Annotated in this window: 28 protein-coding genes and 1 tRNA gene; 7 read left to right on the plus strand and 22 right to left on the minus strand. The window is 60.9% G+C overall.

The annotated features are described in order from the left end of the window. Positions 1-34: 34 nt before the first annotated feature. From nuoI to KTQ42_RS09250, 21 genes are all read right to left on the minus strand, one after another. A complete protein-coding gene (nuoI, locus tag KTQ42_RS09150; protein ID WP_194714168.1) occupies positions 35-523 on the minus strand; it encodes an NADH-quinone oxidoreductase subunit NuoI in 489 nt (162 codons plus the stop codon). Between the two features lie 20 nt (positions 524-543). Continuing rightward, on the minus strand, positions 544-1,617 hold the full coding sequence (gene nuoH / locus KTQ42_RS09155) for an NADH-quinone oxidoreductase subunit NuoH (protein WP_217345229.1): 1,074 nt from the start codon (positions 1,615-1,617) through the stop codon (positions 544-546). Then, positions 1,617-3,962, minus strand: a complete 2,346-nt coding sequence (gene nuoG / locus KTQ42_RS09160; protein WP_217345230.1) for an NADH-quinone oxidoreductase subunit NuoG — start codon at positions 3,960-3,962, stop codon at positions 1,617-1,619. Before nuoG ends, nuoH begins: the two co-directional genes overlap by 1 nt. Before the next feature lie 60 nt (positions 3,963-4,022). After that, the gene (gene nuoF, locus KTQ42_RS09165) at positions 4,023-5,318 is read right to left on the minus strand and encodes an NADH-quinone oxidoreductase subunit NuoF (RefSeq protein ID WP_217345231.1); all 1,296 of its coding nucleotides are present in this window, start codon (positions 5,316-5,318) and stop codon (positions 4,023-4,025) included. Beyond that, the gene (nuoE, locus tag KTQ42_RS09170; protein WP_194714164.1) at positions 5,315-5,794 is read right to left on the minus strand and encodes an NADH-quinone oxidoreductase subunit NuoE; all 480 of its coding nucleotides are present in this window, start codon (positions 5,792-5,794) and stop codon (positions 5,315-5,317) included. Before nuoE ends, nuoF begins: the two co-directional genes overlap by 4 nt. Positions 5,795-5,842: 48 nt before the next feature. After that, positions 5,843-7,096 carry an NADH-quinone oxidoreductase subunit D gene (locus tag KTQ42_RS09175; protein WP_217345232.1) on the minus strand — a complete coding sequence of 418 codons (1,254 nt, stop codon included), beginning with the start codon at positions 7,094-7,096 and terminating at the stop codon, positions 5,843-5,845. A gap of 2 nt (positions 7,097-7,098) precedes the next feature. After that, positions 7,099-7,695, minus strand: a complete 597-nt coding sequence (locus tag KTQ42_RS09180; RefSeq protein ID WP_217345233.1) for an NADH-quinone oxidoreductase subunit C — start codon at positions 7,693-7,695, stop codon at positions 7,099-7,101. Between the two features lie 18 nt (positions 7,696-7,713). Beyond that, positions 7,714-8,190 (minus strand): NADH-quinone oxidoreductase subunit B, encoded by a 477-nt coding sequence (locus KTQ42_RS09185; protein WP_194714161.1) that lies wholly within the window; start codon positions 8,188-8,190, stop codon positions 7,714-7,716. Between the two features lie 3 nt (positions 8,191-8,193). Further along, complete coding sequence (locus KTQ42_RS09190; protein WP_194714160.1) at positions 8,194-8,553, minus strand: NADH-quinone oxidoreductase subunit A; 360 nt, start codon at positions 8,551-8,553, stop codon at positions 8,194-8,196. Between the two features lie 123 nt (positions 8,554-8,676). Continuing rightward, positions 8,677-8,761 (minus strand) — tRNA-Leu (locus KTQ42_RS09195). 74 nt (positions 8,762-8,835) lie between these two features. Then, the gene (secG, locus tag KTQ42_RS09200; protein ID WP_217345234.1) at positions 8,836-9,207 is read right to left on the minus strand and encodes a preprotein translocase subunit SecG; all 372 of its coding nucleotides are present in this window, start codon (positions 9,205-9,207) and stop codon (positions 8,836-8,838) included. A 30-nt stretch (positions 9,208-9,237) separates the two neighbouring features. Next, positions 9,238-9,987: a triose-phosphate isomerase gene (tpiA, locus tag KTQ42_RS09205; RefSeq protein ID WP_217345235.1), complete on the minus strand. Its 750-nt coding sequence runs from the start codon at positions 9,985-9,987 to the stop codon at positions 9,238-9,240. 100 nt (positions 9,988-10,087) lie between these two features. Then, positions 10,088-11,494 carry a hypothetical protein gene (locus KTQ42_RS09210; protein ID WP_217345236.1) on the minus strand — a complete coding sequence of 469 codons (1,407 nt, stop codon included), beginning with the start codon at positions 11,492-11,494 and terminating at the stop codon, positions 10,088-10,090. Positions 11,495-11,831: 337 nt separating this feature from the next. Then, the gene (locus tag KTQ42_RS09215) at positions 11,832-12,812 is read right to left on the minus strand and encodes an NAD(P)H-quinone oxidoreductase (protein WP_217345237.1); all 981 of its coding nucleotides are present in this window, start codon (positions 12,810-12,812) and stop codon (positions 11,832-11,834) included. A 77-nt stretch (positions 12,813-12,889) separates the two neighbouring features. Beyond that, the gene (locus KTQ42_RS09220) at positions 12,890-14,200 is read right to left on the minus strand and encodes an NAD(P)/FAD-dependent oxidoreductase (protein WP_217345238.1); all 1,311 of its coding nucleotides are present in this window, start codon (positions 14,198-14,200) and stop codon (positions 12,890-12,892) included. A 160-nt stretch (positions 14,201-14,360) separates the two neighbouring features. Then, entirely contained in the window at positions 14,361-15,908 is a 1,548-nt protein-coding gene (locus KTQ42_RS09225; RefSeq protein ID WP_217345239.1) for a 2-isopropylmalate synthase, read from the minus strand. Positions 15,909-15,974: 66 nt separating this feature from the next. Next, complete coding sequence (pssA, locus tag KTQ42_RS09230) at positions 15,975-16,850, minus strand: CDP-diacylglycerol--serine O-phosphatidyltransferase (protein WP_217345240.1); 876 nt, start codon at positions 16,848-16,850, stop codon at positions 15,975-15,977. Between the two features lie 173 nt (positions 16,851-17,023). Continuing rightward, positions 17,024-17,782, minus strand: coding sequence for an SIMPL domain-containing protein (locus KTQ42_RS09235; protein WP_217345241.1), 759 nt, complete (start codon positions 17,780-17,782; stop codon positions 17,024-17,026). Positions 17,783-17,857: 75 nt separating this feature from the next. Beyond that, positions 17,858-18,874: a ketol-acid reductoisomerase gene (gene ilvC, locus KTQ42_RS09240; RefSeq protein ID WP_217345242.1), complete on the minus strand. Its 1,017-nt coding sequence runs from the start codon at positions 18,872-18,874 to the stop codon at positions 17,858-17,860. A gap of 33 nt (positions 18,875-18,907) precedes the next feature. After that, complete coding sequence (gene ilvN / locus KTQ42_RS09245; RefSeq protein ID WP_194714051.1) at positions 18,908-19,399, minus strand: acetolactate synthase small subunit; 492 nt, start codon at positions 19,397-19,399, stop codon at positions 18,908-18,910. After that, a complete protein-coding gene (locus KTQ42_RS09250) occupies positions 19,399-21,123 on the minus strand; it encodes an acetolactate synthase 3 catalytic subunit (RefSeq protein WP_217345243.1) in 1,725 nt (574 codons plus the stop codon). Before KTQ42_RS09250 ends, ilvN begins: the two co-directional genes overlap by 1 nt. A 504-nt stretch (positions 21,124-21,627) precedes the next feature. Between KTQ42_RS09250 and KTQ42_RS09255 the strand changes: the two genes are divergently transcribed. The 5 genes from KTQ42_RS09255 (at position 21,628) to KTQ42_RS09275 (ending at position 24,783) form a co-directional block, all read left to right on the plus strand. Next, positions 21,628-22,197, plus strand: a complete 570-nt coding sequence (locus tag KTQ42_RS09255) for an RNA polymerase sigma factor (RefSeq protein WP_217345244.1) — start codon at positions 21,628-21,630, stop codon at positions 22,195-22,197. Beyond that, positions 22,194-22,601, plus strand: a complete 408-nt coding sequence (locus tag KTQ42_RS09260; RefSeq protein ID WP_217345245.1) for a DUF3619 family protein — start codon at positions 22,194-22,196, stop codon at positions 22,599-22,601. Before KTQ42_RS09255 ends, KTQ42_RS09260 begins: the two co-directional genes overlap by 4 nt. Position 22,602: 1 nt before the next feature. Then, a complete protein-coding gene (locus KTQ42_RS09265; protein ID WP_217345246.1) occupies positions 22,603-23,250 on the plus strand; it encodes a DUF3106 domain-containing protein in 648 nt (215 codons plus the stop codon). 33 nt (positions 23,251-23,283) lie between these two features. Then, the gene (locus tag KTQ42_RS09270) at positions 23,284-23,778 is read left to right on the plus strand and encodes an RDD family protein (protein ID WP_283093294.1); all 495 of its coding nucleotides are present in this window, start codon (positions 23,284-23,286) and stop codon (positions 23,776-23,778) included. Between the two features lie 69 nt (positions 23,779-23,847). After that, a complete protein-coding gene (locus KTQ42_RS09275; protein ID WP_217345248.1) occupies positions 23,848-24,783 on the plus strand; it encodes an alpha/beta fold hydrolase in 936 nt (311 codons plus the stop codon). A 6-nt stretch (positions 24,784-24,789) separates the two neighbouring features. On the opposite strand, the gene KTQ42_RS09280 is transcribed toward KTQ42_RS09275, so the two are convergent. Continuing rightward, a complete protein-coding gene (locus KTQ42_RS09280; protein WP_217345249.1) occupies positions 24,790-25,188 on the minus strand; it encodes a hypothetical protein in 399 nt (132 codons plus the stop codon). Between the two features lie 42 nt (positions 25,189-25,230). Between KTQ42_RS09280 and KTQ42_RS09285 the strand changes: the two genes are divergently transcribed. Next, positions 25,231-25,806, plus strand: coding sequence for a fasciclin domain-containing protein (locus KTQ42_RS09285; RefSeq protein WP_249222697.1), 576 nt, complete (start codon positions 25,231-25,233; stop codon positions 25,804-25,806). 101 nt (positions 25,807-25,907) lie between these two features. Continuing rightward, positions 25,908-26,573: a TetR/AcrR family transcriptional regulator gene (locus tag KTQ42_RS09290; protein WP_217345250.1), complete on the plus strand. Its 666-nt coding sequence runs from the start codon at positions 25,908-25,910 to the stop codon at positions 26,571-26,573. Positions 26,574-26,587 lie beyond the last annotated feature (14 nt).

A 26,587-nucleotide genomic window follows, 5' to 3' on the forward strand; every position in this document is an offset into this window, starting at 1 on the left:
CGGGAAAGGCCGGTTCTGCAGCGAATTAATCAAATCAACGGTAAGCGGCGTCGGCGGCGCGGTTGGCGGCGATGTCTTTCTCGTAACGGTCGCCAATGGCCAGCAGCATTTCCTTGGTGTAGTACAGGTCGCCCCGTTTCTCACCGTGGTACTCCAGCATATTGGTCTCGACGATGGAGTCCACCGGGCAGGACTCTTCACAGAAACCGCAGAAAATGCACTTGGTCAGGTCGATGTCATAGCGCGTGGTGCGGCGGGTGCCGTCTTCACGCTCGTCGGACTCGATCGAGATGGCCATTGCGGGGCAGACCGCTTCGCACAGCTTGCAGGCAATGCAACGCTCCTCGCCGTTGGGATAACGGCGCAGTGCATGCAGGCCGCGGAAGCGCGGCGACAGCGGCGTCTTCTCTTCCGGGAATTGCACGGTGATCTTGCGAGCGAACATATAGCGGCCGGTCAGGGCCAGGCCCTTGAACAGCTCGCGCAGCATGAGGCTGCCGAAAAAATCCTTGATGGCTTCCATGTCTTATTCAGCCTTTTCCATTAGTTCCAGATATTCCAGGGAGACTGGATCCAGATCGCGACGATCAGCAGATACGCCAGCGTCAGCGGGATGAACACTTTCCAGCCCAGGCGCATGATCTGGTCATAGCGGTAGCGCGGGAAGGATGCGCGTACCCAGATGAAGATTGATACCACCAGGAAGGTCTTGATGCCAAGCCAGATCCAGCCAGGAACCCAGGTGAACGGCGCCACGCCGAACGGGGCATCCCAGCCGCCCAGGAACATCAGCGACGCCAGGGCCGAGATCAGGATCATGTTCGCGTATTCGGCGAGGAAGAACATCGCAAACGACATGCCGGAGTATTCCACCATGTGGCCGGCGACGATTTCCGACTCGCCTTCCACCACGTCGAAAGGATGGCGGTTGGTCTCGGCGATGCCGGAGATGATATAGACGCCGAACATCGGCAGCAGCGGCAGCCAGTTCCAGGACAGGAAGTTCAGGCCGATCGATGCCATGCGGCCGGTGGTCTGCTGCATCACGATCTCGGTGAAGTTCAGGCTGCCCGACACCATCAGCACGATGACCAGCACGAAGCCCATCGCGATTTCATACGACACCATCTGGGCCGATGCGCGCATCGCGCCGAGGAAGGCGTACTTCGAGTTCGATGCCCAGCCGGCGATGATCACGCCATAGACTTCCATCGAGGTGATCGCCATCACCAGCAGCAGGCCGGCATTCACATTGGCCAGCGCCACTTCCGGGCCGAAGGGCACGACCGCCCACGCGGCCAGCGCCGGCATGATGGTCATGATCGGCGCGATCACGAACAGCGCCTTGCTGGCGCGGGCCGGCACGATGATTTCCTTTAGCAGCAGCTTCAGCGCGTCAGCGATAGGCTGCAGCAGGCCGGCCGGGCCGACGCGGTTCGGGCCGATACGCACGTGCATCCAGCCGATCATCTTCCGTTCCCACAGGGTCAGGTAGGCCACGCAGCCCATGATGGGCAGCACGATCAGCACGATCTTGACTAGGTTCCAGACCAGCGGCCAGACGGCGCCGAAGAAGCCTTGTCCGGTGGTCTGCAGATTCAGCAGCATTTGATCCATTACGCTTTCTCCACACGGATTTCGCCGAACATGCCGCCCAGCATCTGGGTCTCGGCACGCGCGGTGGCGACACGCACCACGTTCTGCGGCAGGCGGGCATCGATCGCGACATTCAGCACCACGCTCGCGTTGCCCTGGCTGACGCGCACCGGATCGCCGGCGATCACGGCCAGCTTCTCGGCCAGCGCGGTCGAGATGGTGGCGACAGGCGCCTTTGCGTCATTGGTCTGCTGCAGCGGCGGCGAGCGGCGCACGACGGCGTCCGTGCTGTAGATCGGCACGGGCGCCAGTCGTTCCAGCGCATCGCCTGCCGGCGCCTTGCCGGCTTGCGGCGCAAGGCTGGCCTTGTTGCTCAGGCGGGGACGCAGGTCGCCCTGGATTTCCTTGGCATTGGCGTCCATGCCCAGCACCTGGTTGCGGATCTCTTCCGATGTCTCGTAGTTGAAGCCCTCCAGGTCCAGCAGGTTGCCCAGCACGCGCAGCACCTTCCATGCCGGACGGGTTTCGCCGAGCGGCTTGACGGTGCCGTTGAAGCTTTGCGCGCGGCCTTCGCAGTTCACGTAGGTGCCCGCCGTCTCGCTGAAGGGCGAGATCGGCAGCAGCACGTCGGCATAGTCCAGTCCCTGGCGGTAGGCCGACATCGACACCACCATCTCGGCCTGGTCCAGCGCGCGACGCGCCAGTTGGGGGTCGTAGCAGTCGAGTTCCGGCTCGGCATTGAGCAGCAGGTAGGCCTTGCGCGGCGACGACAGCATCTGCTGCGCATTGCCGCCCTTGGCCGGATAGGCCTGCAGCAGGTGGCCGCCGACGGTGTTGGCCGCCTCGGTCAGGTAACCGAAGTGTGCGCCGGTCTGCTCCGCCAGCCATTGCGCGGCCGCATGCAGTTGCGATGCCTGCGGATGGTTTGCGGCGGCATTGCCCAGGAAAATGCCGCGCGGCTCCCCCGACAGCAGGCTGGCGGCGATCAGCTTCGCATTCTCGGAAGGCTCGATATTATCGAAGCCAGCCGGCAGTGCCACCGTTTTGGCCACCGACACGGCTGCCATGATTTCGGACAGGGCCGACAGCCAGGCGGACGGCGCGACGATTATCTTGGCGGCAACCGGCATCAGCAGGTCGTCATCGCTGCCATGCAGGATGCCGATCTTGGCGCCATTCTTGGTGGCGGCACGCAGACGGGCCGTCAGCAGCGGATGGTCCTTGCGCAGGAAGGAGCCGATCACGAACACACGCTTGAGTTCGGCGAATTCGGCGATCGACATGCCCAGCCAGGGAGCGACTTCGCCGCTGAGCGCGAAGTCGGACTGGCGCAGGCGGAAGTCGACGTTATCCGAGCCGATGCCATTGACCAGCTTCTTCAGCAGCGCCAGCTCTTCCAGCGTGGAATTGGGCGTGGCCAGGGCGGCAATCGCGTCGGCGCCATGCTCGTGGCGGATGTTGAGCAGGCCATGCGCAACATATTCGAGGGCGGTCTGCCAGTCGGTTTCCATCCACTTGCCGTCCTGCTTGATCATCGGGCGCGTCAGGCGCTCCTCGACATTCAGGCCCGCATAGGAGAAACGGTCGCGGTCGGACAGCCAGCACTCGTTGACCTCTTCGTTTTCCAGCGGCAGCACGCGCTTTACCTCGCCGCCCTTGACCTGAACGATCAGGTTGGAGCCCAGGCCGTCATGCGGGCTGACCGACTTGCGACGCGACAGCTCCCAGGTGCGGGCGCTGTAGCGGAACGGCTTGGAGGTCAGTGCGCCGACCGGGCAGAGGTCGATCATGTTGCCCGACAGTTCGGAATCTACCGTCTTGCCGACGAAGGACGTGATCTCCGCGTGTTCGCCGCGGTTGAGCATGCCGAACTCCATCACACCGGCCACTTCCTGGCCGAAGCGCACGCAGCGGGTGCAGTGGATGCAGCGTGCCATCTCGCGCATCGAGATCAGCGGGCCGGCATCCTTGGGGACCACCACCCTCTTCTCTTCCGCATACCGCGAATTGGAGCTGCCATAGCCGACAGCCAGATCCTGCAACTGGCACTCGCCGCCCTGATCGCAGATCGGGCAATCCAGCGGGTGATTGATCAGCAGGAATTCCATCACGCCCTTCTGGGCCTTGATTGCCTTCTCGCTGTGCGAGCGCACGATCATGCCGTTGGTGACAGGCGTGGCGCAGGCCGGCAGCGGCTTAGGCGCCTTCTCGACTTCCACCAGGCACATGCGGCAGTTCGCCGCGATGGACAGTTTCTTGTGATAGCAGAAATGCGGAATGTAAGTGCCGATCTTGTTGGCAGCTTCCATCACCATGCTGCCTTCCTGCACTTCCACTTTCTTGCCGTCTATTTCGATTTCAACCATGGTTATCTTTTTCCCGTAGCGTGCGTTTCGCGCACCGGAGCCTTACGGCCTGTTCCTGGCTTACAGATAGGCCGGAACCAGGCACCGCTTGTGCTCAATGTGATATTCGAACTCTTCCCGGAAATTCTTGATCATTGCCCTGACCGGCATCGCAGCGGCATCGCCCAGCGCGCAGATGGTGCGGCCCTGGATGTTGTCGGCCACCGAGTTGAGCATGTCGATGTCTTCCGGACGACCCTGGCCATGCTCGATCCGGTGCACCATGCGGTACAGCCAGCCGGTGCCTTCGCGGCACGGCGTGCACTGGCCGCAGGATTCCTCGTAATAGAAGTAGGACAGGCGCAGCAGCGAGCGCACCATGCAGCGGGTTTCGTCCATCACGATGACGGCGCCCGAGCCCAGCATCGAGCCGGCCTTGGCGATCGAGTCATAGTCCATGTCGGTGGCCATCATCACGTCACCGGTCAGCACCGGCATCGACGATCCGCCCGGAATCACGGCCTTGATCTTCTTGCCGTCGCGCATGCCGCCGGCCAGTTCCAGCAGGGTCGCGAATGGCGTGCCCAGCGGGACTTCATAGTTGCCCGGACGGGCGATGTCGCCCGACATCGAGAAGATCTTGGTGCCGCCGTTGTTGGGCTTGCCCAGCGCGGCATACGCCTCGCCGCCCATCTTCATCACGAAAGGCACCGCGGCAAAGGTCTCGGTGTTGTTGATGGTGGTTGGCTTGCCGTACAGGCCGAAGCTGGCCGGGAACGGCGGCTTGAAGCGCGGCTGGCCCTTCTTGCCCTCGAGCGACTCCAGCAGCGCGGTTTCCTCGCCGCAGATGTACGCACCATAGCCGTGGAAGGCATGCAGCTGGAAGTTGAACTGGCTGCCCATGATGCCGTCGCCCAGGAAGCCTTCGACGCGCGCTTCCTCGATCGCTTCCTCGAAGCGCTCGTAGTCGGCCCAGATCTCGCCGTGGATATAGTTGTAGCCCACGGTGATGCCCATCGCATAGGCGCCAATGGCCATGCCCTCGATCAGCGCATGCGGGTTGTAGCGGATGATGTCGCGGTCCTTGAAGGTGCCCGGCTCGCCTTCGTCGGTGTTGCAGACCAGGTACTTCTGGCCCGGGAACTGACGCGGCATGAAGCTCCACTTAAGCCCGGTCGGAAAGCCGGCGCCGCCGCGTCCACGCAGCGAGGAAGCCTTCAGTTCGGCGATTACCTGCTCGGGCGTGATGCCTTCGGTCAGGATGCGGCGCAGCGACTCATAGCCGCCGCGCGCGACGTAATCCTTCAGGTGCCAGTTGGAGCCATCCAGGCCGGCCAGGATCAGCGGCTTGATATGACGGGTATGCAGGCTGGTCATTTCTTCAGTTCCTCCAGCAGCGCATCGATCTTCTCATCCGACATCAGGCTGCACATGCGCTTGTTGTTCACCAGCAGAACCGGCGCGTCGCCACAGGCGCCCATGCACTCGCCTTCCATCAGCGTGAAATTGCCGTCTTCGGTCGTTTCACGGTAGTCGATGCCCAGCTTTTGCTTGAGATAGTGCGCCGCCTTTTCACCGCCGGACAGCGCGCACGGCAGGTTGGTGCAGATCGTGATCTTGCTTTTGCCAACCGGGTTGAGGTTGTACATCATGTAGAAGGTCGCGACTTCCTGCACGGCGATCGGCGCCATGTCGAGATAGGCAGCCACGGCTTCCATGACTTCGGGCGACAGCCAGCCGGCCTCGTCCTGCGCAATCGCCAGCGCGGCCATCACCGCGGACTGTTTCTGGTCAGCCGGGAACTTGGCGATCTCGCGATCGATCTTTTTGTACGCTTGCTCTGATAACACCATTGTGTTTGCCTCGAATATCGTTGCGCCCCATCCTTGAAGCGCACGACCTTATCTGTCAATCTCGCCGAAAACGATGTCCTGGGTGCCGATGATGGTGACCGCGTCCGCGATCATGTGGCCCTTGGCCATTTCATTGAGGCCCTGCAGGTGCGGGAAGCCCGGCGCGCGGATCTTCAGGCGATACGGCTTGTTGGCGCCGTCGGAAATCATGTAGATGCCGAACTCGCCCTTCGGATGCTCGACCGCCGCATAGGCTTCGCCGGCAGGCACATGGAAGCCTTCGGTGAACAGCTTGAAGTGGTGAATCAGCTCTTCCATGTTGGACTTCATGTCCACCCGCGGCGGCGGCGCCACCTTGTGGTTGTCTACCATCACCGGGCCGGGATTGTTGCGCAGCCACTCGATGCATTGCTTGATGATGCGGTTGGACTGGCGCATCTCTTCCACGCGCACCAGGTAGCGGTCGTAGCAGTCGCCGTTGGTGCCCAGGGGGATGTCGAAGTCCAGCAGGTCGTAGACCTCATAGGGCTGCTTGCGGCGCAGATCCCATTCGATGCCCGAGCCACGCAGCATCGGGCCGGTAAAGCCCATGGCCTTGGCGCGCTCCGGGGAGACCACGCCGATACCGACCAGGCGCTGCTTCCAGATACGATTGTCGGTCAGCAGGGTTTCGTATTCATCGACATAACCCGGAAAGCGGTTGGTGAAGTCCTCGATGAAGTCGAGCAGCGAGCCCTGGCGGTTTTCATTGAGCTGGCGGATCGCCTTCTCATTACGGATCACCGATGCCGCGTACTTCGGCATGGCATCCGGCAGGTCGCGATAGACGCCGCCCGGACGGTAGTAGGCCGCATGCATGCGCGCGCCCGACACCGCCTCGTAGCAGTCCATCAGGTCTTCGCGTTCGCGGAAGGCATACAGGAACACGCCCATTGCACCCACGTCCAGCGCGTGGGCGCCCAGCCACAGCAGGTGGTTGAGCAGGCGGGTGATTTCATCGAACATGACGCGGATGTACTGCGCGCGCAGCGGCACTTCTATGCCCAGCATCTTTTCGATGGCCATCACGTAGGCGTGCTCATTGCACATCATCGACACGTAATCGAGACGATCCATGTACGGCACCGATTGCAGATAGGTCTTCTGCTCCGCCAGCTTTTCGGTGGCACGATGCAGCAGGCCGATATGCGGGTCCGCGCGCTGGATGACTTCGCCGTCCAGCTCCAGCACCAGGCGCAGCACGCCGTGCGCGGCCGGATGCTGCGGACCGAAGTTCAGGGTGTAGTTCTTGATTTCAGCCATGATTATTTGATCCCGTAATTTTCCTCGCGGATGACGCGCGGCACATTTTCACGCGGCTCAATCGTCACCGGCTGATAAATCACGCGCTTCTGCTCGGGGTCGTAGCGCATCTCGACATAGCCGGTCACCGGGAAGTCCTTGCGGAACGGATGGCCGATGAAGCCGTAGTCGGTCAGGATGCGCCGCAGGTCGTTGTGACCGTCGAACAGGATGCCATAGAAGTCGAACGCCTCGCGCTCGTACCAGTTGGCGGCGGGCCAGATATCCACCAGGGAGGCCACCAGCGGCATGTCGTCGTCGGGCGCGAACACCCGCACGCGCAGACGCCAGTTATGAGTCAGCGACAGCAGGTGACTCACCACGGCGAAGCGCGGGCCGTCATAGGCGCCATCGCCATAGGTCGAGTAGTCGACGCCGCACAGGTCGATCAGCTCTTCAAAGCGCAGCTCGGAATGGTCGCGCAGCACGCGCATCACGGACAGGTAGTTGGCTGCCTTGACCACGATGGTGACTTCACCAAGCGCGACAGTCAGGGCATGCAGATTGTCGCCGAGCGCGTTGCGCAGCCCGGCTTCCAGCGTTTCTAGTTTGGTCGTCATATAAGCGTCTGGGCGCCGTTAGCGGGCGATGGTATTGGTGCGCTTGATCTTGTTCTGCAGCTGCATGATGCCGTACAGCAGCGCTTCCGCTGTCGGCGGGCAGCCGGGAACATAGATATCGACCGGCACGATGCGGTCGCAACCGCGCACGACCGAATACGAATAGTGGTAGTAGCCACCGCCGTTGGCGCAGGAACCCATCGAGATCACCCAGCGCGGCTCGGCCATCTGGTCGTACACCTTGCGCAGCGCAGGCGCCATCTTGTTGCACAGCGTGCCGGCAACGATCATCACGTCGGACTGACGCGGCGACGGGCGGAACACCACGCCGAAACGGTCGAGATCGTAGCGTGACGCGCCGGCATGCATCATTTCAACCGCGCAGCAGGCCAGACCGAAGGTCATTGGCCACATGGACCCGGTACGGGTCCAGTTGATCAGCTTGTCAGCCGTCGTGGTGACGAAGCCTTCATTCATTACACCTTCAATAGACATGGCTTATTCCCAATCCAGAGCGCCCTTCTTCCAGATGTACCAGAAGCCGACCACGAATTCGACGATGAACACCAGCATCGTGACGAATCCGGCCCAGCCCAGGTCGCGCATGGCTACGCCCCACGGGAAGAAGAAAGCAGTTTCCAGGTCAAACAGGATGAATAAAATTGCAACCAGGTAGTAGCGCACGTCGAACTTCATGCGCGCATCCTCGAACGCCTCGAAGCCGCATTCGTAGGGAGAGTTCTTTTGCACATCGGGCCGGTGCGGACCCAGCAGGCGGCCCAGCACCTGGGGCGCGACGCCGACACCAATGCCGACGAGAATAAACAGGAGTACGGGGAAGTAGTTTTCGAGGTTCACGATGGGTCGCCGTATGATGAAAGTCCAGCCTAGAATGCCCCAGCCGCCATGAAGAGCATGCGAACTAAACAACATTCTCGAGAAAAAGCCAGCTTGGGGTCTCCCTAGCTGGCTTTATTATTGTGGTGCCGACGGCGAGACTCGAACTCGCACAGCTTTCGCCACTACCCCCTCAAGATAGCGTGTCTACCAATTTCACCACGTCGGCAAGCCCTGCATTTTAACCTGTCCGGACTCTTTATTCAATGCACAGTTGCGCATCGGACAAGCATAAAACCAAAACTATTTTGGAATCTGGCCGGATTGGCCCTGACCCTGGGCAGGCGCGGCCGGTGCCGGCGCGGGGGCAGCCGGCGCTGTGGCTGGCGCGGTGTTGGCAGGTAGATTATCCATCACGCCGCCGGTGACCGAAGCGGGCCGGTTGCCGAGGAAAGCAAGCGCCAGCGTCGCACCAAAGAAGATTGCCGCAGCCAGGCCGGTCGACTTGGACAGGAAGTTCGACGAACCGGTCGCACCGAACAGGCTGCCCGACGCCCCGGAGCCAAATGCAGCGCCCATGTCGGCGCCCTTGCCATGCTGCAGCAGAACCAGGCCAATAATCGTCAGCGCCGACAGCACCTGGATCACGACGATGATGGTAAATAAGGTATTCATTGCAAATTCCAGTACAAGAGAAGTAAAGCGTTAAGCCGCGGCACGCACGATCGCGAGAAAATCGGTCGCCTTCAGCGCCGCGCCGCCAATCAGGCCGCCATCGATATCTGACATCGCAAGCAGTTCGGCAGCATTGTCAGGCTTCATGCTTCCGCCATAAAGAATCTGGATGCCTGATGCAGCCTGCGCGTCGCGGGCAGCAATCCGGCCACGGAGAAAGGCGTGTACATCCTGGGCCATCTGCGGCGTCGCGGTTTTACCGGTGCCGATCGCCCAGACCGGCTCATATGCCACGACCAGTTTCGCCAGATCGTTGCCGGCGAGCTGCGCAAGCACTGCGTCGAGCTGCCGCTGCACCACCTGTTCGGTCTGCCCTGCTTCCCGCTCGGCCAGGGTTTCGCCAACACAGGCAATAGGAATCAAGCCAGCCGCGATCGCACGCGCGGCCTTGCGGCCAACCGTCTCATCGCTTTCCCCATGGTAGGCACGACGTTCGGAGTGGCCGACGATGACATAAGCACAGTCGAAATCCTTGACCATTGCTGCGGAGACTTCGCCGGTGTAAGCGCCGGCATCATGGGCGGACACGTCCTGCGCTCCCCAGGCAACCTGCGTACCGGAGAGCAATTGCTGGCATTGAGCCAGGTAAGGCGCAGGCGCGCACACAGCAACCTGGCATGATGGCTGCCCGAGTTCGGACTTGACTGCAGAGAGCAAGGCGGCATTCGACGCCAGGCCGCCATTCATCTTCCAGTTTCCGGTGATCAGTTTGCGACGCATAGAATTTTGGATTTTTGAGAACCCATCATTTTAGCCCGAGGGCGTAACCCGGTCAAACGAGTGAGGTGTTTGAATTGTATTGAAGCAATGACAGCGCGTGTTAATCGCGCTTCTTTTCCACGCGCTGCTGCTGAGACAGGTCCTGGAATTCCCGCCAGTAGACGCCCATGACTGCAGCCCGGGCGCCAGGCTGGCGCCGCGCAGTGGCATCCTGAGTAGACCCCTCTTGCCGCGCAACACCCCGCTCTTCCTTGGCCCTGGCAGGCCTATTTTTGCCCTCGTCGATCTTGCTCTCTAAGTTGATGGCTGCTTTGGAAAGTGCAGTACTGGCGCCAGTGCTCGCTGGCGGCGAAGTAATGGCTGATACCGGCGCTGATTTGTTTCCCGTCTGATTCTGCACATTTGCACCCCGGCCTTCTTCAGCGGGCACCAAATGCGTTTTATTGAATGTGTCGCTTGCCATCCCATTCTTTCGAGCCGGGCTGGTTATCAGCGACCGCAAGACGCCTCTTGAGTTCGTTCGCACGCTTTGCTTCCTGATAGTAAAGTTATGACGCGCATAACCCGTGTCTACCCCCCGCAGTATGTGTTCGACCGTATCTTCAAACCTGTCGCCTATATAGGCGGTCATTCTGTCGTAAGGCAAGTTTTTTGGCACATCAACAGTGTCCTGACTGCCCTTTTCCTGATCTATTGACAATTGCCTTGCTGCTTGCCTGAAAATGTAATGCGCCCGATGCAGCTCAAGCTCCCACCTTTTTAATGAATAGGACGACGAGAGTATGCTTTTCAAGCGTGCTGCGCATAATTTAAGCATCCCTATTGTCTCGGAACTGCCCGTGTCGGATCGGCCAAGTTTCATTAGCAACTCATTGACGGCATCACAGATGACCGCGATTTCGCGGGGTATCCCCGCATTTGCATCATTGGAACTATTGAAAGTCACCAGCCTCTTCTCGGCCTCGCTTCTTTTTGCGATAGAGACATCGGGTGAAAGAACATTCTTGATCGACTTGCCTTTTTCTTTGCTGTTCTTGGGAATTCGACCCAGCAGCTCATAGGCGTCCGCGATCCCGGCAGAAAGCACTTCCAATCGCGACACCAGCTTTTGAGCCCAGACATCCGGATAGGAATGTCCATCTTCGAGTTCGACACCCAGATCCAATAGTTCCATCCCGGCATGGCGAACAAGAGCGCCTGAGCGTTTGCAATCGTCCCTCATGTGATGGACCGCAAGGTACAGATCGCTCCATATCCCGGCAAACTTTTCTCCAAGCTTATTCGCGGTTCTGGCGGCAGTTGGCGAGTACTTCTCCTGACTGATCTTATTGAGCAGAATTTCCACGAAACGGCACAAGTCAAGCAGGGAATTACCGGCAGCAATGCGTTTTTCACCGGCCGGATCGTATCCACTTTTCCCGGAAAGGCGCCGCTGTTCTTCCACAAGCCAGAACGGGCTCTGAAACATTCTTATGTTGCCCTGATAAAGTCCAAGCAGGCCTTTCATGCTGGCGGGTGGACAAGCCTCTACGACGGTGCGTAATTTTGGCTTTGAGGGCGCAATACTTGTTGAGGCCGTATCGGAGGGACGAGAAGGAACAGAAGTTGGAGCAGCCCTTGAACTGGGCTGCTCATTGATAAGCCTGGTATATCGAACCGACAGGCTGGCTCTGGCAAGTGATTCAAACGTTTTTTTGCCCAGGTGCTTATCCGCCATAGGTCATTAAGGACAAAGGCAGCCATTTTCGGCTGCCTTTGTGCTGTCGAAAGTGAAAGGGGCTGGTTCGTAACCTGAACGGCATGGCGGTTCGCAGCAACTACCAGCATGATCACCTATCAGCCCTTCAAATCACTTCCAGCATGATCTTGCCCACATGCGTGCTCGACTCCATCAGCGCATGCGCCTGGGCCGCCTCCGCCAGCGGGAAAGTCTTGTAGATCACCGGCTTGATCTTGCCCGACTCCAGCAACGGCCAGACGTTTTGCCTGAGCTTTGCGGCGATGGCCGCCTTGAACGCGACCGGGCGCGGCCGCAGGGTCGAGCCGGTGATGGTGAGGCGCCGGCGCAGTATGTCGCCGAGACTGACGTTGGCTTTTGCGCCCCCGAGCAGCGCAATGATCACAATGCGGCCGTCATCAGCCAGGCAGCTGACTTCGCGTGGCAGGTAATCGCCGGCAACCATGTCCAGCACCACGTCCACGCCCTTGCCGCCGGTCGCCGCCTTCACGATTTCGACAAAGTCCTCGCTGCGGTAATTGATGCCGCGCTCGGCGCCCAGGCTTTCGCAGGCGCGGCACTTGTCGTCCGACCCGGCGGTGGCGAACACCCTGCGGCCCATCGCGGTGGCGAGCTGGATTGCGGTGACGCCAATGCCGGATGTGCCGCCCTGTACCAGCAGGGTTTCGCCCTCGCTCAGGTTGCCGCGATCGAATACATTGCTCCAGACGGTGAAAAAGGTTTCCGGCAGCGAGGCTGCTTCAATCGCCGACAGGCCCTTGGGCACCGGAAGACACTGCTCCACCGGCGCGGCGCAGTACTCCGCGTAGCCGCCACCCTGCACCAGCGCGCAAACCATGTCGCCCTTGGAAAAACCGCTGCTGCCAAGGTCGCCATCGACAATCTCGCCAGCCACTTCCAGGCCGGGCAGGTCGGATGCGCCAGGCGGCACAGGATAGTTGCCGGTGCGCTGAAAGACATCGGGACGGTTGATGCCGGCAGCATGCACCTTGATGATGACTTCGCCTGGCTTGGCCACCGGCATGGGTCGGTCGCACAGTTGCAGGACTTCCGGGGCTCCGGGCTGGGTGATTTCTATAGCGCGCATGAAAGGTCCATCAAAAAAGTCTGTCAGACTGGGTTGAAAAGGAAACTGATTGTAATGGCAACAGCGCAAGCCCGCTGCTATGCCTCACGGCTGGCTCTTCCGCGACGCCCGACCGCCCCGCCCTCAAGCGCATCGGGCTCGTCATCCGTTCCCACCACCAGCCTGGCATTGCGCTTGAAGGTGAAATAGGCCCAGGCCCAGTCGGTCAGCACCATCAGCCGGCTGCGAAAGCCGATCAGGAAATAGACATGCACGAACAACCAGAACAGCCAGGCCGGCAAGCCCGAGAACTTGATGTTGCCCACCTTGGCTACCGCTGACTTCCTGCCGATGGTGGCCAGCGCGCCATAGTCCTTGTAGCAAAAGGTTTCCGGCGGCTTGCCGCGCATGTGCAGCAGGATGTTGCGGGCGGCCGTGCGGCCCATCTGCTTGGCCGCCGGCGAGACGCCCGGCACCGGCTGCCCCCCGGACTTCGCCGCGGCCAGATCGCCGATCACGTAGACCTCAGGATGGCCTGCAATGGTCAGGTCCGGGCCGACAGGAACGCGACCGGACCGGTCCAGCTCCACGCCCAGCGTCTTGCCTATCGGGGACGCCGCAACACCGGCAGACCAGATCACCGTCTTCGCGTTCAGCCTTTCCTCGCCATTGGCGCTGGTGAAGGTGACGCCGTCCCTGTCGATGGCCGTCACGCGGCAGCCGGTGCGCACTTCCACGCCCAGATGCTCGAGCTGCTTCCTGGCCTTTTCCGACAGGTCAGGCGGATAAGGCGGCAGTACCCGGTCGCTCCCTTCGATCAGCACCACACGGGCCTTCCTGGAGTCGATGCGGCGGAATTCGCCGTTCAGGGTGTACTGGCCGATCTCGGTCATGGTGCCGGCCATTTCCACGCCGGTAGCGCCCGCGCCGACCACCACGAAGGTCAGCCATGGTGCTCTGGCCTGCTCTTCCGGCTCGCGTTCGGCATGTTCGAAGCTCATCAGGATGCGGCGCCGGATCTCGAATGCGTCGCCCAGGGTTTTCAGGCCCGGCGCCACCTCCGCCCACTGGTCGTTGCCGAAGTAACTATGGGTCGAGCCGGTGGCGACGATCAGGTAGTCATAGGGGATGGCGCCGCCGTCGGCCAGCAGCACCATGCGCCGCGGCACGTCGACTGCAGTGACCGTGGCCATCAGGGTGGTCAGGTTGCGCTGCCGGGCCAGGATATGCCGGATCGGCGCGGCAATGGCCGGGCCGGACAGGCCGGCGGTCGCGACCTGGTAAAGCAGGGGTTGGAAAAGATGGTGATTGCTGCGATCGATCAGGGTGATGCGGACGTCGGCGCGCGCCAGTCCGCGCGCGGCTTCCAGGCCACCGAAACCACAGCCCAGGATAACGATATGGGTCATAAGCTGCCATTGCAGCCGGCACGACCGTCCGGCTGGCGAGTTGCGAACAAGGGAGGTCCTGTAAATGCCGGACCACGTAACAAATTCGCAACAACCTTAGCACGGAATACGGAGGCGCCGAAGACAGCCATGCTGTCTTACCGCCTCCGCGCCGATTTGATCAAAGCTGCGGGTTGAGCTTCTCGGTCTTGGAATGCAGCTTGTTGAGCGCGGACAAGTAGGCCTTGGCCGAGGCCACCACGATGTCGAGATCGGCGCCGACGCCGTTGACGATGCGGCCCGACTTGGACAGCCGCATCGTTACCTCGCCCTGCGACTGGGTGCCGGTGGTGATGGCATTGACCGAGAACAGCAGCAGTTCGGCGCCGCTCCGCGTATTGGATTCGATGGCATTGACGATGGCGTCGACCGGGCCATTGCCCTGCCCTTCGCAGCTGACTTCGCGGCCATCGACCGAGAACACCACGCGCGCGGTGGGCCGCTCGCCGGTTTCGGAATGCTGGGACAGCGATACATACCGGTAATACTCGTTTTCATGCGACTGCTGCTCGTCCGACACCAGCGCCATGATGTCTTCGTCGAAGATATCGGACTTGCGGTCTGCCAGTTCCTTGAAGCGGCTGAAGGCGGCATTGACTTCGGCTTCCGAGTCGAGCTTGATGCCCAGCTCTTCCAGGCGCTGCTTGAAGGCATTGCGGCCGGACAGCTTGCCCAGCACGATCTTGTTGGCGCTCCAGCCTACGTCTTCGGCGCGCATGATTTCATAGGTATCGCGCGCCTTCAGGATGCCGTCCTGGTGGATGCCGGATGCGTGGGCGAAGGCGTTGGCGCCCACCACCGACTTGTTGGGCTGCACCGCGAAGCCGGTGATCTGCGACACCAGCTTGGAGGTCGGCACGATCTGGCTGGCATCGACGCCGACTTCCAGATTGAAATGGTCGCGCCGGGTACGCACCGCCATCACGATTTCCTCCAGCGCCGTATTGCCGGCACGCTCGCCCAGGCCATTGATGGTGCACTCGACCTGGCGCGCGCCGCCTATCATCACGCCGGCCAGCGAATTGGCGACCGCCATGCCGAGGTCGTTATGGCAATGCACCGACCAGATCGCCTTGTCGGAATTCGGAATCCGCTCGCGCAGCGTGCGGATCATGTTGCCGTACAGCTCGGGTACGCCATAGCCGACGGTATCGGCGAAGTTGATGGTCGTGGCGCCTTCGCTGATGACAGATTCGATCACCCGGCACAGGAAATCCATGTCGGAGCGGCTGCCGTCTTCGGGGCTGAATTCGACATCATCCGTGAACTGGCGCGCAAAGCGCACCGCCAGCCTGGCCTGCTCATGCACCTGGTCTGGCGTCATGCGCAGCTTCTTTTCCATGTGCAGCGCCGAGGTGGCGATGAAGGTGTGGATGCGCTTGCGCGACGCGGCGGCCAGCGCCTCGGCCGCGCGGGAAATGTCGCGGTCATTGGCACGGGATAAGGAGCAGACAGTGGAATCCTTGATCACGCCGGCGATCGCCTTGATCGCTTCGAAATCGCCTTGCGAGGAAGCGGCGAAGCCGGCTTCGATCACATCCACCTTCAGCCGCTCGAGCTGGCGGGCGATGCGGATCTTTTCATCCTTGGTCATCGACGCGCCTGGCGACTGCTCGCCGTCACGCAGCGTGGTGTCGAATATGATCAGTTTTTCTGGGTTGGCGGCCATGGCTGCTCTCCTGTTGATGTCGATAGATGACTGCTGCGGTCGATGAAGGAATGAAGTGTAGCCCCGCTATTCGGCGCCGTCATGTTCCGGCTTGGTCTGCACGATGCTGACCGGCTTGCCCTTGAGCAGGCGCCAGAAGAAGATGATGTAGCCCGACAGCCCGTAAAGAATGAACAGGCCGAACAGTACCTTGGGCGGATCGCTGGAAATTGCAACAAATATCAGCACGATCAGGAATACCGCGATAAAGGGCACGGACTTGCGGAAATTGACATCCTTGAAACTGTAGAACGGCACATTGGTCACCATGGTCAGGCCGGCGAACAGGGTGATGCCCCACGCCGCCCAGGTCAGCTGGTTGCCGACGAAACGCAGGTCATCCATCAGCCAGATGAAGCCGGCCACCAGCGCCGCTGCGGCCGGGCTGGGCAGTCCCTGGAAATAACGCTTGTCGACCACCGCGATGTTGGTGTTGAAACGCGCCAGCCGCAAGGCAGCGCCGGCGCAGTAGACAAAGGCGGCCAGCCAGCCCCATTTGCCAAGGCCGCGCAGCGACCACTCATACATGACCAGCGCCGGCGCGGCACCGAAGGACACCATGTCGGCCAGGCTGTCATATTGCGCGCCGAATTCGCTCTGGGTATTGGTCAGGCGCGCGACGCGGCCATCGACAGCGTCCAGCACCATTGCGGCAAAGATGCCGATGGCGGCCTGATCGAACTTCAGGTTCATGGCCATGACGATGGCGTAGAAGCCGAAGAACAATGCCGCCGTGGTGAAGGCATTGGGCAGCAGATAGATGCCGCGCCGGCGCCGGATGACGACATCGTCGGCTGTGGCTGCCTCGGGCGGCGCGCGACGCAGCCCATGCCGCAGGGAGCGCGGCGCCTTGGGAAACTGCGTGACATTGCCTTTGGGCTTGCGCCGGTTGAATGTAGCCATAGCGATTCCGTTTTAATGTGATGCGAGCGTTTTGTCGCGGCCGCATCGGGCGCCCGCTAGACAGACTGGCAGGGCAGACTCAGAGGAAGATAGCGTTCCGGCGGGCAAAAGCTGGATTATAAAGAAGCGCCGCTATTCTAGACGAGGGCTGCTCAAAAGTAACGCCCGCAGGCTCAACGAAAGCGCACCTTGCCCACCGCCCGCATCTGCAGCGTGGTTTCGCCCGGCTCGAAGCTCGGCTCTTCCACGGCCTGCATTTCCTGAACTGCGGCAGCACGCATGGCCTTCGGTGCCGCATCCTGCTGCAGGTAGTTGCCTGAGCCTTCGAAGTCGAGCGTATCGAGCGTGGCATCGGCCTGATTGCGCCCCATCGCCCTGGCAATGGCGGCTATGCGCTCGTTCAGGTTGAGATAGGTGGCGGCGATGCGTTCCTGGTCGAGTTTCCTTGCGGTGGCAGCCGAGAGGCCAAAGCGCAGGCCATTGAGCGCCAGCACCTTCTGGCTTGCCGCCACGGTGGCCGGCAAGCCAGCCAGGTTGGTGGTGGTCACGTCCAGGTACTGCCCTACCCGCCAGCCAACCGGCTGCAGCCTGGCGCCGGCGGGCCTTGGCTGCGGCTGCCCCTCGGGATAGACCGGGTAGGTGTAATAGCCGCGGGTCTGCAGGATGGCGGCGGGATCCTGCCGCTTCACGATGTCGGCGCCCTGCTTCATTTTCTGGTTCACGCGCGACGCGGCGGCGGCCTTGTCCTTGTCCTGCTCCTCCACCATCAATGTCAGCACCGCTTCATCATTGGCATGGCGGACCTCGCCCGATGCCGGCACGATGACCAGCGTGCCGCTGGTCTGCGCCGGCTGCGGGGCCGGGGCCTGCGCCAGGGCGGCGCTGCACAGCAGGCTGGCGCCCAGCCACATCAGCATGGCGTGTCTCTTCATGGTCACTCCCTGATAAAAAAATGGACGAAAAAAAAGCTGCGCGGACGCACAGCTTTTTGTAGGCGATGAAACCGATTAGTTCTTGGACTGATCCACCAGCTTGTTCTTCGCGATCCACGGCATCATCGCGCGCAGCTTGGCGCCGACTTCTTCGATCTGATGCTCGGCGGTCAGGCGACGACGGGAAATCAGGGTCGGCGCGCCGGCCTTGTTTTCCAGGATGAAGCTCTTGGCATATTCGCCGGTCTGGATGTCCTTCAGGCACTGGCGCATCGCGTTCTTGGTGTCTTCGGTCACCACGCGCGGTCCGGTGACGTATTCGCCGTACTCTGCGTTGTTGGAGATCGAGTAGTTCATGTTGGCGATGCCGCCTTCATAGATCAGGTCGACGATCAGCTTGAGTTCGTGCAGGCATTCGAAGTAAGCCATTTCCGGTGCATAACCGGCTTCCACCAGGGTCTCGAAACCGGCCTTGATCAGTTCGACGGTGCCGCCGCACAGGACCGCTTGCTCGCCGAACAGGTCGGTCTCGGTTTCTTCGCGGAAGTTGGTCTCGATGATGCCGGCGCGGCCGCCGCCGTTGGCCATTGCATAGGACAGCGCGATGTCGCGGGCATTGCCGGACTTGTCCTGGTAGACGGCGATCAGGTGCGGCACGCCGCCGCCCTGGGCATAGGTCGAACGCACGGTGTGGCCGGGTGCCTTCGGCGCGATCATGATCACGTCGAGGTCGGCGCGCGGCACGACCTGGCCGTAGTGCACGTTGAAGCCGTGGGCAAAGGCCAGCACGGCGCCTTCCTTGGCGTAGGGCGCGACGTTCTCGTTGTAGACCTGGGCGATGTTCTCGTCCGGCAGCAGGATCATGATCACGTCGGCAGCCTGGACTGCCTCGTTGACTTCAGCCACGTTCAGGCCTGCAGCCTGTACCTTGTTCCAGGAAGCGCCGCCGCGGCGCAGGCCAACGGTGACCTTGCAGCCGGAGTCGTTGAGGTTTTGCGCGTGCGCATGACCCTGGGAGCCGTAGCCGATGATGGCAACGTTCTTGCCCTTGATCAGGGACAGGTCGCAGTCTTTGTCGTAGAAAACTTTCATGATCTTCCTAAGATATGGGTAGTGTGTGGCTGGTTAAACTTTGAGGATGCGTTCGCCGCGGCCGATGCCGGAGCCGCCGGTGCGCACGGTTTCAAGGATGGCGCTGCGATCGATGGAGTCGATGAAGGCATCGAGCTTGCTCTTGGCGCCGGTCAGTTCAATGGTGTAGGTCTTTTCAGTGACGTCGATGATGCGGCCGCGGAAGATGTCCGCGGTGCGCTTCATCTCTTCACGTTCCTTGCCCACTGCCCGCACCTTGATGAGCATCAGCTCGCGCTCGATGTGCGAGCCTTCGGTCAGATCGACCACCTTGACGACTTCGATCAGCCGGTTCAGGTGCTTGGTGATCTGCTCGATCACATCGTCCGATCCGGAGGTAACGATGGTCATGCGCGACAGCGTTGCATCCTCGGTCGGCGCAACCGTCAGGGTTTCAATGTTGTAGCCGCGGGCCGAAAAGAGGCCAACCACGCGGGACAGGGCACCGGCTTCATTTTCCAGCAGTACAGAAATGATATGGCGCATTACAGATCCTCCGAACCCAGCAGCATTTCAGTCAGGCCCTTGCCCGCCTTGACCATGGGCCAGACATTCTCGGTCTGATCCGTGATGAAGTTCATGAACACCAGCCTGTCCTTCATCGCGAACGCCTCGCGCAGTGCGCCGTCGACATCGTTCGGGTTCTCGATCTTCATGCCGACGTGGCCAAACGACTCGGCCAGCTTGCTGAAGTCGGGCAGCGAATCCATGTAGGACTCGGAATAGCGCGAACCGTAGTCGATCTGCTGCCATTGCCGGACCATGCCCAGGAAGCGGTTGTTGAGCAGGATGATCTTGGGAGTCAGGTGGTATTGCTTGCAGGTTGCCAGTTCCTGGATGCACATCTGGATCGATGCTTCGCCGGTGATGCAGGCAACGGTCGCGTCCGGGTTGGCCATCTGCACGCCCATGGCGTACGGCAGGCCAACGCCCATGGTGCCCAGGCCGCCGGAATTGATCCAGCGACGCGGCTTGTCGAAGTTGTAGTACTGCGCCGCCCACATCTGGTGCTGGCCGACGTCGGACGTGATGAAGGCGTCGCCATTGGTGACTTCCCACACCTTCTGCACCACCGACTGCGGCTTGATGACTTCGCGCGAGGTCGGGTATTTCAGGCAGTCACGCTCGCGCCACTGGTTGATCTGCACCCACCAGCTGGCCAGCGCGGCGGGATTCGGACGCACCGACTGCGCCTCGGCGGCGTCGAGCTGCGTCAGCAATTCCTGCAGCACATCCTTGACGTTGCCGACAATGGGAATATCGACCTTTACCCGCTTGGAAATCGACGATGGGTCGATGTCGATATGGATGATCTTGCGCGGATGCGAGGCAAAGTGCTTGGGGTTGCCGATCACGCGGTCGTCGAAACGGGCGCCGATGGCGATCAGCACGTCGCAGTGCTGCATGGCCATGTTGGCTTCATAGGTGCCGTGCATGCCCGGCATGCCGACGAACTTGTCGCTCGAGGCGCGGTATGCGCCCAAGCCCATCAGCGTGTTGGTGCAGGGATAGCCGAGGCGGTCGACCAGCTTGTTCAGTTCAGGCGAGGCATTGGCGAGAATCACGCCGCCGCCGGTGTAGATCATCGGACGTTCGGCCGACAGCAGCAGCTGCATCGCCTTGCGGATCTGGCCGGCATGGCCCTTGTCCACCGGCTTGTACGAGCGCATCTCGAGTTCCTTCGGATACTCGTAGGCGCAGGTGTGCATGCTGATGTCCTTCGGGATATCGACCAGCACCGGGCCGGGACGGCCCGTGGTGGCGATGTAGAAGGCCTTCTTCATCGTCGTCGCCAGGTCCTTCACATCCTTCACCAGGAAGTTGTGCTTGACGCAGGGGCGGGTAATGCCGACGGTGTCGCATTCCTGAAAGGCGTCCTGGCCGATCGCGGTGGACGGCACCTGCCCGGAAATGATCACCATCGGGATCGAATCCATGTAGGCGGTTGCCAGGCCGGTCACGGCATTGGTCACGCCCGGGCCGGAAGTGACGATGGCGACGCCGACCTTGTTGGAGCTGCGGGAATAGGCGTCAGCGGCATGGATGGCGGCCTGTTCGTGGCGCACCAGGATGTGCTGGAATTTGTCCTGCTTGAAGATGGCGTCGTAGATGTAGAGCACAGCGCCGCCGGGATAGCCGAATACGTGTTCGACGCCCTCTTCGGCGAGGCAGCGGACAACGATGTCTGCGCCGGTAAGTTCCTGGGTCATACTAGTCCTTTCAAGGTCCATTGGAGATTGATCGGATGCTCTCTCCTGGCGAAACCGACATGAAGGCAGTCCTGGGGCATCCCTTTCTTGTGCGGTCACGCCGGTTCGTTGCGCAGGGTTGTATGCGGTTCAAATCGACGCTAAACGCCACTCGTTCAGCCGGAGGTGCTGCGTTCTGGTACGGATTCATCGCGCTTGTGGCGCGGGTTAGAGCAAACAGCTTTCAAAAGAAGCGTGCCTAAGTCGGCGGCATCATCATGGGTCGCGCGCCGAAAGACATGAAACGACCTCGAGTTACGAGGGAACGATACCGTACTTCCTTATGCACTATTGGTCAAGATAAATTGTTCGAAAATCAGGTAACTTTGCCTGATTCTGACGTAAAAATACGCACAATCCGGGGCTTTTTTGCTAGCATGCGCAGCATTGCCAATCCGCATCAGTCTGCCGAAGGCGCTGTGCCTCCCGATACTTCCGCAAAAAAACAAGAACGTGCCGCACTGAATGGCCTCCGACAAAGAACTCTCCGACTTTCTTGAAAGCGTCGAACGCCGCGCCTTCAAGCAGGCGGCGTTCGCGGTGCGCAAGGACGAAGCGGCGCTGGACATCGTCCAGGACGCCATGATCAAGCTGGCGGAAAAATATGGCGACAAGCCGGCGGCCGAACTGCCGCTGCTGTTCCAGCGCATCCTGCAAAACACCATACACGACTATTTCCGTAGCGAAAAAGTCAGGGGCACGTGGGTCACCCTGTTTTCGGGCCTGCGCGGCAACAGCGACGACAACGAGCCGTTCGACCTGCTGGAAAATTACGAAGCCGAGGAAGGCACCCAAGCGGCCGAGTCCAGCGAGGACAAGGTATCGCGCGACCAGGTGCTGCAGGCAATCGACGCTGAAGTACAAAAACTGCCCGGACGTCAACGCGAAGCGTTTCTTTTACGTTATTGGCAGGATATGGACGTCGCGGAAACCGCCGCGATCATGGGATGTTCCGAAGGTAGCGTGAAAACGCACTGCTCGCGAGCCACACACGCCCTTGCTCACGCCCTGAAAGCCAAAGGAATACGTTTATGAACATGGAAGAAATCAACTTCGCGTACAAGGTGCGGCACGCGCTGAACCAGAACCTCGAACACCTGCCTGCCTCCACCACCAGCCGCCTCGCAGCCGCCCGCCAGGCGGCGCTGGCGCGCAAGAAAGCCGATATGCCCATCCGTGTACTGGCCTCCGTGCCGGCAACGGCACAGGGCACGGCTGGCGGATTCTTTGCCAATCCGTTTTCCTGGCTCAGCCGTCTGTCGGTAGCGCTGCCGGTCGTGGTCGTGTTGGCCAGCCTGGTTGGCATGTACCAGGCCGAGAAGCAGCACCGGATCAGCGAACTGGCGGAAATCGATGCCATGGTTCTGTCGGATGAATTGCCGCTGAATGCCTATCTCGACCACGGCTTCAATGCCTTCCTGGCCAGGCGGGGCGACTAGGATGACCGGTTTGCTGCGCTATACCCCTGCTCTTCTGGCCTGCGCGCTTGCCTTGCCGCTGGCCGCCCATTCGAACAGCATCGGTGCGCAGCCTTCCGTCACGCTTCTGAAAACCGCAGCACCGCCAAAGCCCGCGCCGGTCGCCAGGCCGCTCTGGCAAGATCTGAATCCGGAGCAGCAGCAGGCACTCAGCCCGCTGGCTGCCGACTGGGACAAGATCGATGCGGCCCGCAAGAAGAAATGGATAGAGCTCACCAGGCATTATTCCAGCCTCACACCGGACCAGCAGGCACGCATGCAGGAACGGATGCGCGAGTGGGCCAAGCTCAGTCCGGAAGAGCGCCGTGTAGCCCGCGAGAGCTATTCGCGCGTGAAGAAACTGGAACCCGAGCAGAAAAACGAGCAGTGGGAAAAGTACCAGCAGCTCTCGGATGAGCAGAAGAACAAGCTTGCGGAAGAAGCACTTGCCAGAAAGCGGGTGACCGTTCTGCCGCCTGCGGCGCAGGACAATGGCAAGCTGGTGCCGCCCTCCAAGGCAGTGCTGAGGCAGCCTGACGCGCAGAAGAAACCCGCGCAGCCTGCAGTGCCGCAGCCTGCCCAACAGGCACAGGAGCAGCAACCTCCGCTTTTGCCGTCCATTTCAAAATAAACCCCGGCTTTGGAACCTTCCGCGACACCTTCCCTGCGCGTTCGCCTTGCCTGCATGCTTTATGAGGCAATGCTGCTGTTTGGCGTGCTTTTCATTGCCGGCTGGCTGTTCTCGACCATGACCCAGCAGCGCCATGCGCTGTATCTGCGGGGCGCGATGGAAATCTGGCTGTTCATTGTGCTTGCCGTTTACTTTGCCTGGTTCTGGTCGCATGGCGGACAGACACTGGCGATGAAAACCTGGCGCATTCGCCTCGAGCGCGCCGCCGGTGGCCCGGTCGGCTTCTGGCATGCGGTGCTGCGTTATGCGCTGGCATGGATGTGGTTTCTGCCCGGCCTGGTCGTGGCATGGCTGGTCGGCGCCAAAGGCTGGATGCTGGTCTTGATTCCGTGTGCCAATGCCGCCATCTGGGCCATGCTGGCCTTCCTCGATCCGCAACGTCAGTTCCTGCATGACAGGATCGCCGGCACACGCCTGGTAAGGCTGCCCGTGACGCTGGGCAAACGCAAGCGCGCAAAGGCAGCCTGAGCATCCGCGCTGGTGAGCGGGCGCAGGGCGCAGCATTCCAGTCCGACTCCAACCAAACCCTGCTCAGATATGGTCATCCGCGCCACGCGTATCCTGCTGTCCGCCCAGCTGCTGATCGCAGCAGCGCTCTACCTGCTCGCAACCAGACGATTCGGCATGGACAACCACGTGTTGGCCGCGCTGCTGGCAATCGGCGCGGTGCTGCTGGTGAGAATGGCGATCACCGCAAACAATTTCGGACTGGCCTGGCTGTACCGCAGCGAAACACCGGATCACCACAGAGTCGGCCGCCTTGCGGCGCTCCGCCTGTTCCTGACCGAGTACTGCGCTTCCATGGTCACTTCCTCCTGGACCATGGGCTTTTGCACGTTCCGCGAATGGCAGGGCAAGGCAAACCTGCCGCCGGTGCTGCTGGTCCATGGTTACGGATGCAACAGCGGTTACTGGCATTTCATGAGCCGGGCATTGCGCCGGGCAGACATCAGCCATTACACGATCGACCTCGAACCGGTATTTGCCGGCATTGACCAGTTCGTGCCTGCGCTGCATGCCCGCATCGAGGAAATCTGCCGCAAGACCGGACGGCAGAAACTGATCATCGTCGGCCATAGCATGGGTGGCCTTGTTGCACGCGCCTACCTGCGCGACCACGGCGCGGCGCGGGTGGCGCGTGTGATCACCCTGGGAACGCCGCACCGCGGTACCGGTCTCGCCCGTTTCGGCGCCGGCCATAATTCGCGCCAGATGCGCTGGAATGGCAGCGCCGCCGAAGGCCGTTGCAGCGCCTGGCTGGCGCGCCTTGAACGCTGCGAAGATCCTGCCGCGCGCAGCCTGTTCATCTCGCTCTACTCCCATCAGGACAATATCGTGTCGCCGCAGTTGTCCTCATGCCTTCCCGGTGCCGTCAATATCGAGTTCAATGGCGTTGGCCATGTTGCCCTGGGCATGCATCCGGGCGTGCTGAAGGAAGTCATTGCAGCCATCAGGCAAGCCCCTGCCGGTTGAACGTCCTTACGGAACGCTTCGGGCAAGCAGGCGCCAGAAGATCAGGCAGGGCACGAGAATCGACGGCAGCAGCAGCAACATGTTGCGCAGGGTCGCCATCCACGGAAACGGATTGAAGTGTATCGCCCACCATCCCACCGTCAGCAGCATCCACAGGCAGGCGATCAGCACCGCAATCGCTGCGTCGAGCTTTCTGCGCCGCAGCCGCCACACTGTCAGCGCCAGCAATGGCGGCAGCACGTAGAGCAGGCTGGACCTCACCGACGTCCACAGCGCGCCGCCCATGGCATCGAATGAAAAGCGCGGCGGACTGAACTGCAATGAAAGAAACAGACAGGCAATGCCTGCCAGCCATGCCCAGGCAATGGCAATGATGCATGTCCTGACGGTTTGATTTATTTCCATGAAAGTGTGTTCCCCCTTTGCGCATGGCGGGAATGCCATGGCATGGCCGGGTTGCAATTGAAACTTTTCGATTGTATGGCAACCATATGGAAGAGCCTTGATGCTTCCGTGCATGCAGCACGGCGTATCGGGCATAGCCTTAAAGGAACTGCAATGAAGAACATTTTCAAATATTTGGCAACGATGCTGCTGCTGGCGTTCAGTGCGGCCAGCAGCGCAGCCGACCTGATGGACAAGGCGGCTTCGGCAACCAATCTCAAGATTTTCTCGGCTGCTGTCAAGTCCGCCGGATTCAATGAAACGCTGAAGGGAACCGGCCCCTATACCGTATTTGCTCCCAGCGACGAGGCATTTTCAAAGCTGCCCGCAGGCAGCTGGGAAGCACTGTCCAGGGATAAGGTCAAGCTGGCCGCCGTACTGGCGCACCATGTCGTGCCCGGCAAGATGCTGGTCACCGAAGTCAAGCCGGGCCAGATCAAGACTACGCAGGGGGACTTCGTTACGGTCAAGTCGGACAATGGCAAGGTAACGGTCGATCAGGCCAATGTGATCGAGAGCGACGTGGCGGCCGATAACGGCGTGATCCATATTCTCGACAAGGTGGTGTTGCCCGAGTGAGGCGCGGGAGCAGGTCATGAGCCGGCGCTCCTGCTTCGGGAATGCCGGCTTCAATGCTATCCTAGCCCCCCACCCGACAGTTCACGCCCCCTTCCCCGCCAATGCAAGCAAAAGCGCCACGCCGCACCCGCGAACGGATACTGGAACTATCGCTGCGCTTGTTCAATGAGTTCGGCGAACCGAACATCACCACGACCATCATTGCCGAGGAAATGGGCATTTCGCCTGGCAACCTGTACTACCACTTCCGCAACAAGGACGACATCGTCGACTCGATTTTTGCCCAGTTCGAAGGCGAGATCATCCGCATGCTGTCGGTGCCGGCTGACCGCCGCCCGACCATCGAGGACGTCTGGCTCTACCTGCACCTGATTTTCGAGCTGCACTGGCGCTACCGTTTTTTCTATCGCGACCTGTCGGACCTGCTCTCGCGCAACCGCAAGCTCGAACTGCAGTTCAAGGAAATCTACAAGCACAAGATCCTGGTCGCGCGGCAGCTTTGCGAGGGCTTGCGCAGCGACGGCGCGCTGCAGGCAAGCGATATGGAAATCGACGCGCTGGCATCGAACATCGTGGTGGTGGCGAGTTACTGGATGTCGTATGAATACGTGCTCAATCCGCGCCGGTACACCGAGCAGCAGGTGATGGCGGAAGCCCTGATGCGCGGCTGCTACCAGGTTCTGTCACTGATTGGACCGTATCTTAGGGGCGATACGCATGCGCTGTTCCTGAAGCTGGTCGAGGAATACTCGAAGCGTCCCAGGTGAGCTGTTCAGCGCAA

The organism is Noviherbaspirillum sp. L7-7A (assembly GCF_019052805.1).
Taxonomy (GTDB): domain Bacteria; phylum Pseudomonadota; class Gammaproteobacteria; order Burkholderiales; family Burkholderiaceae_D; genus Noviherbaspirillum_A.

Bases quoted from the DNA above. Each gene is read 5' to 3' on its own strand.
- nuoI (WP_194714168.1), bottom strand. From the start codon at position 523: ATGGAAGCCATCAAGGATTTTTTCGGCAGCCTCATGCTGCGCGAGCTG.
- nuoH (WP_217345229.1), bottom strand. From the start codon at position 1,617: ATGGATCAAATGCTGCTGAATCTGCAGACCACCGGACAAGGCTTCTTC.
- nuoG (WP_217345230.1), bottom strand. From the start codon at position 3,962: ATGGTTGAAATCGAAATAGACGGCAAGAAAGTGGAAGTGCAGGAAGGC.
- nuoF (WP_217345231.1), bottom strand. From the start codon at position 5,318: ATGACCAGCCTGCATACCCGTCATATCAAGCCGCTGATCCTGGCCGGC.
- nuoE (WP_194714164.1), bottom strand. From the start codon at position 5,794: ATGGTGTTATCAGAGCAAGCGTACAAAAAGATCGATCGCGAGATCGCC.
- KTQ42_RS09175 (WP_217345232.1), bottom strand. From the start codon at position 7,096: ATGGCTGAAATCAAGAACTACACCCTGAACTTCGGTCCGCAGCATCCG.
- KTQ42_RS09180 (WP_217345233.1), bottom strand. From the start codon at position 7,695: ATGACGACCAAACTAGAAACGCTGGAAGCCGGGCTGCGCAACGCGCTC.
- KTQ42_RS09185 (WP_194714161.1), bottom strand. From the start codon at position 8,190: ATGTCTATTGAAGGTGTAATGAATGAAGGCTTCGTCACCACGACGGCT.
- secG (WP_217345234.1), bottom strand. From the start codon at position 9,207: ATGAATACCTTATTTACCATCATCGTCGTGATCCAGGTGCTGTCGGCG.
- tpiA (WP_217345235.1), bottom strand. From the start codon at position 9,987: ATGCGTCGCAAACTGATCACCGGAAACTGGAAGATGAATGGCGGCCTG.
- KTQ42_RS09210 (WP_217345236.1), bottom strand. From the start codon at position 11,494: ATGAAAGGCCTGCTTGGACTTTATCAGGGCAACATAAGAATGTTTCAG.
- KTQ42_RS09215 (WP_217345237.1), bottom strand. From the start codon at position 12,812: ATGCGCGCTATAGAAATCACCCAGCCCGGAGCCCCGGAAGTCCTGCAA.
- KTQ42_RS09220 (WP_217345238.1), bottom strand. From the start codon at position 14,200: ATGACCCATATCGTTATCCTGGGCTGTGGTTTCGGTGGCCTGGAAGCC.
- KTQ42_RS09225 (WP_217345239.1), bottom strand. From the start codon at position 15,908: ATGGCCGCCAACCCAGAAAAACTGATCATATTCGACACCACGCTGCGT.
- pssA (WP_217345240.1), bottom strand. From the start codon at position 16,850: ATGGCTACATTCAACCGGCGCAAGCCCAAAGGCAATGTCACGCAGTTT.
- KTQ42_RS09235 (WP_217345241.1), bottom strand. From the start codon at position 17,782: ATGAAGAGACACGCCATGCTGATGTGGCTGGGCGCCAGCCTGCTGTGC.
- ilvC (WP_217345242.1), bottom strand. From the start codon at position 18,874: ATGAAAGTTTTCTACGACAAAGACTGCGACCTGTCCCTGATCAAGGGC.
- ilvN (WP_194714051.1), bottom strand. From the start codon at position 19,399: ATGCGCCATATCATTTCTGTACTGCTGGAAAATGAAGCCGGTGCCCTG.
- KTQ42_RS09250 (WP_217345243.1), bottom strand. From the start codon at position 21,123: ATGACCCAGGAACTTACCGGCGCAGACATCGTTGTCCGCTGCCTCGCC.
- KTQ42_RS09255 (WP_217345244.1), top strand. From the start codon at position 21,628: ATGGCCTCCGACAAAGAACTCTCCGACTTTCTTGAAAGCGTCGAACGC.
- KTQ42_RS09260 (WP_217345245.1), top strand. From the start codon at position 22,194: ATGAACATGGAAGAAATCAACTTCGCGTACAAGGTGCGGCACGCGCTG.
- KTQ42_RS09265 (WP_217345246.1), top strand. From the start codon at position 22,603: ATGACCGGTTTGCTGCGCTATACCCCTGCTCTTCTGGCCTGCGCGCTT.
- KTQ42_RS09275 (WP_217345248.1), top strand. From the start codon at position 23,848: ATGGTCATCCGCGCCACGCGTATCCTGCTGTCCGCCCAGCTGCTGATC.
- KTQ42_RS09280 (WP_217345249.1), bottom strand. From the start codon at position 25,188: ATGGAAATAAATCAAACCGTCAGGACATGCATCATTGCCATTGCCTGG.
- KTQ42_RS09285 (WP_249222697.1), top strand. From the start codon at position 25,231: ATGGCCGGGTTGCAATTGAAACTTTTCGATTGTATGGCAACCATATGG.
- KTQ42_RS09290 (WP_217345250.1), top strand. From the start codon at position 25,908: ATGCAAGCAAAAGCGCCACGCCGCACCCGCGAACGGATACTGGAACTA.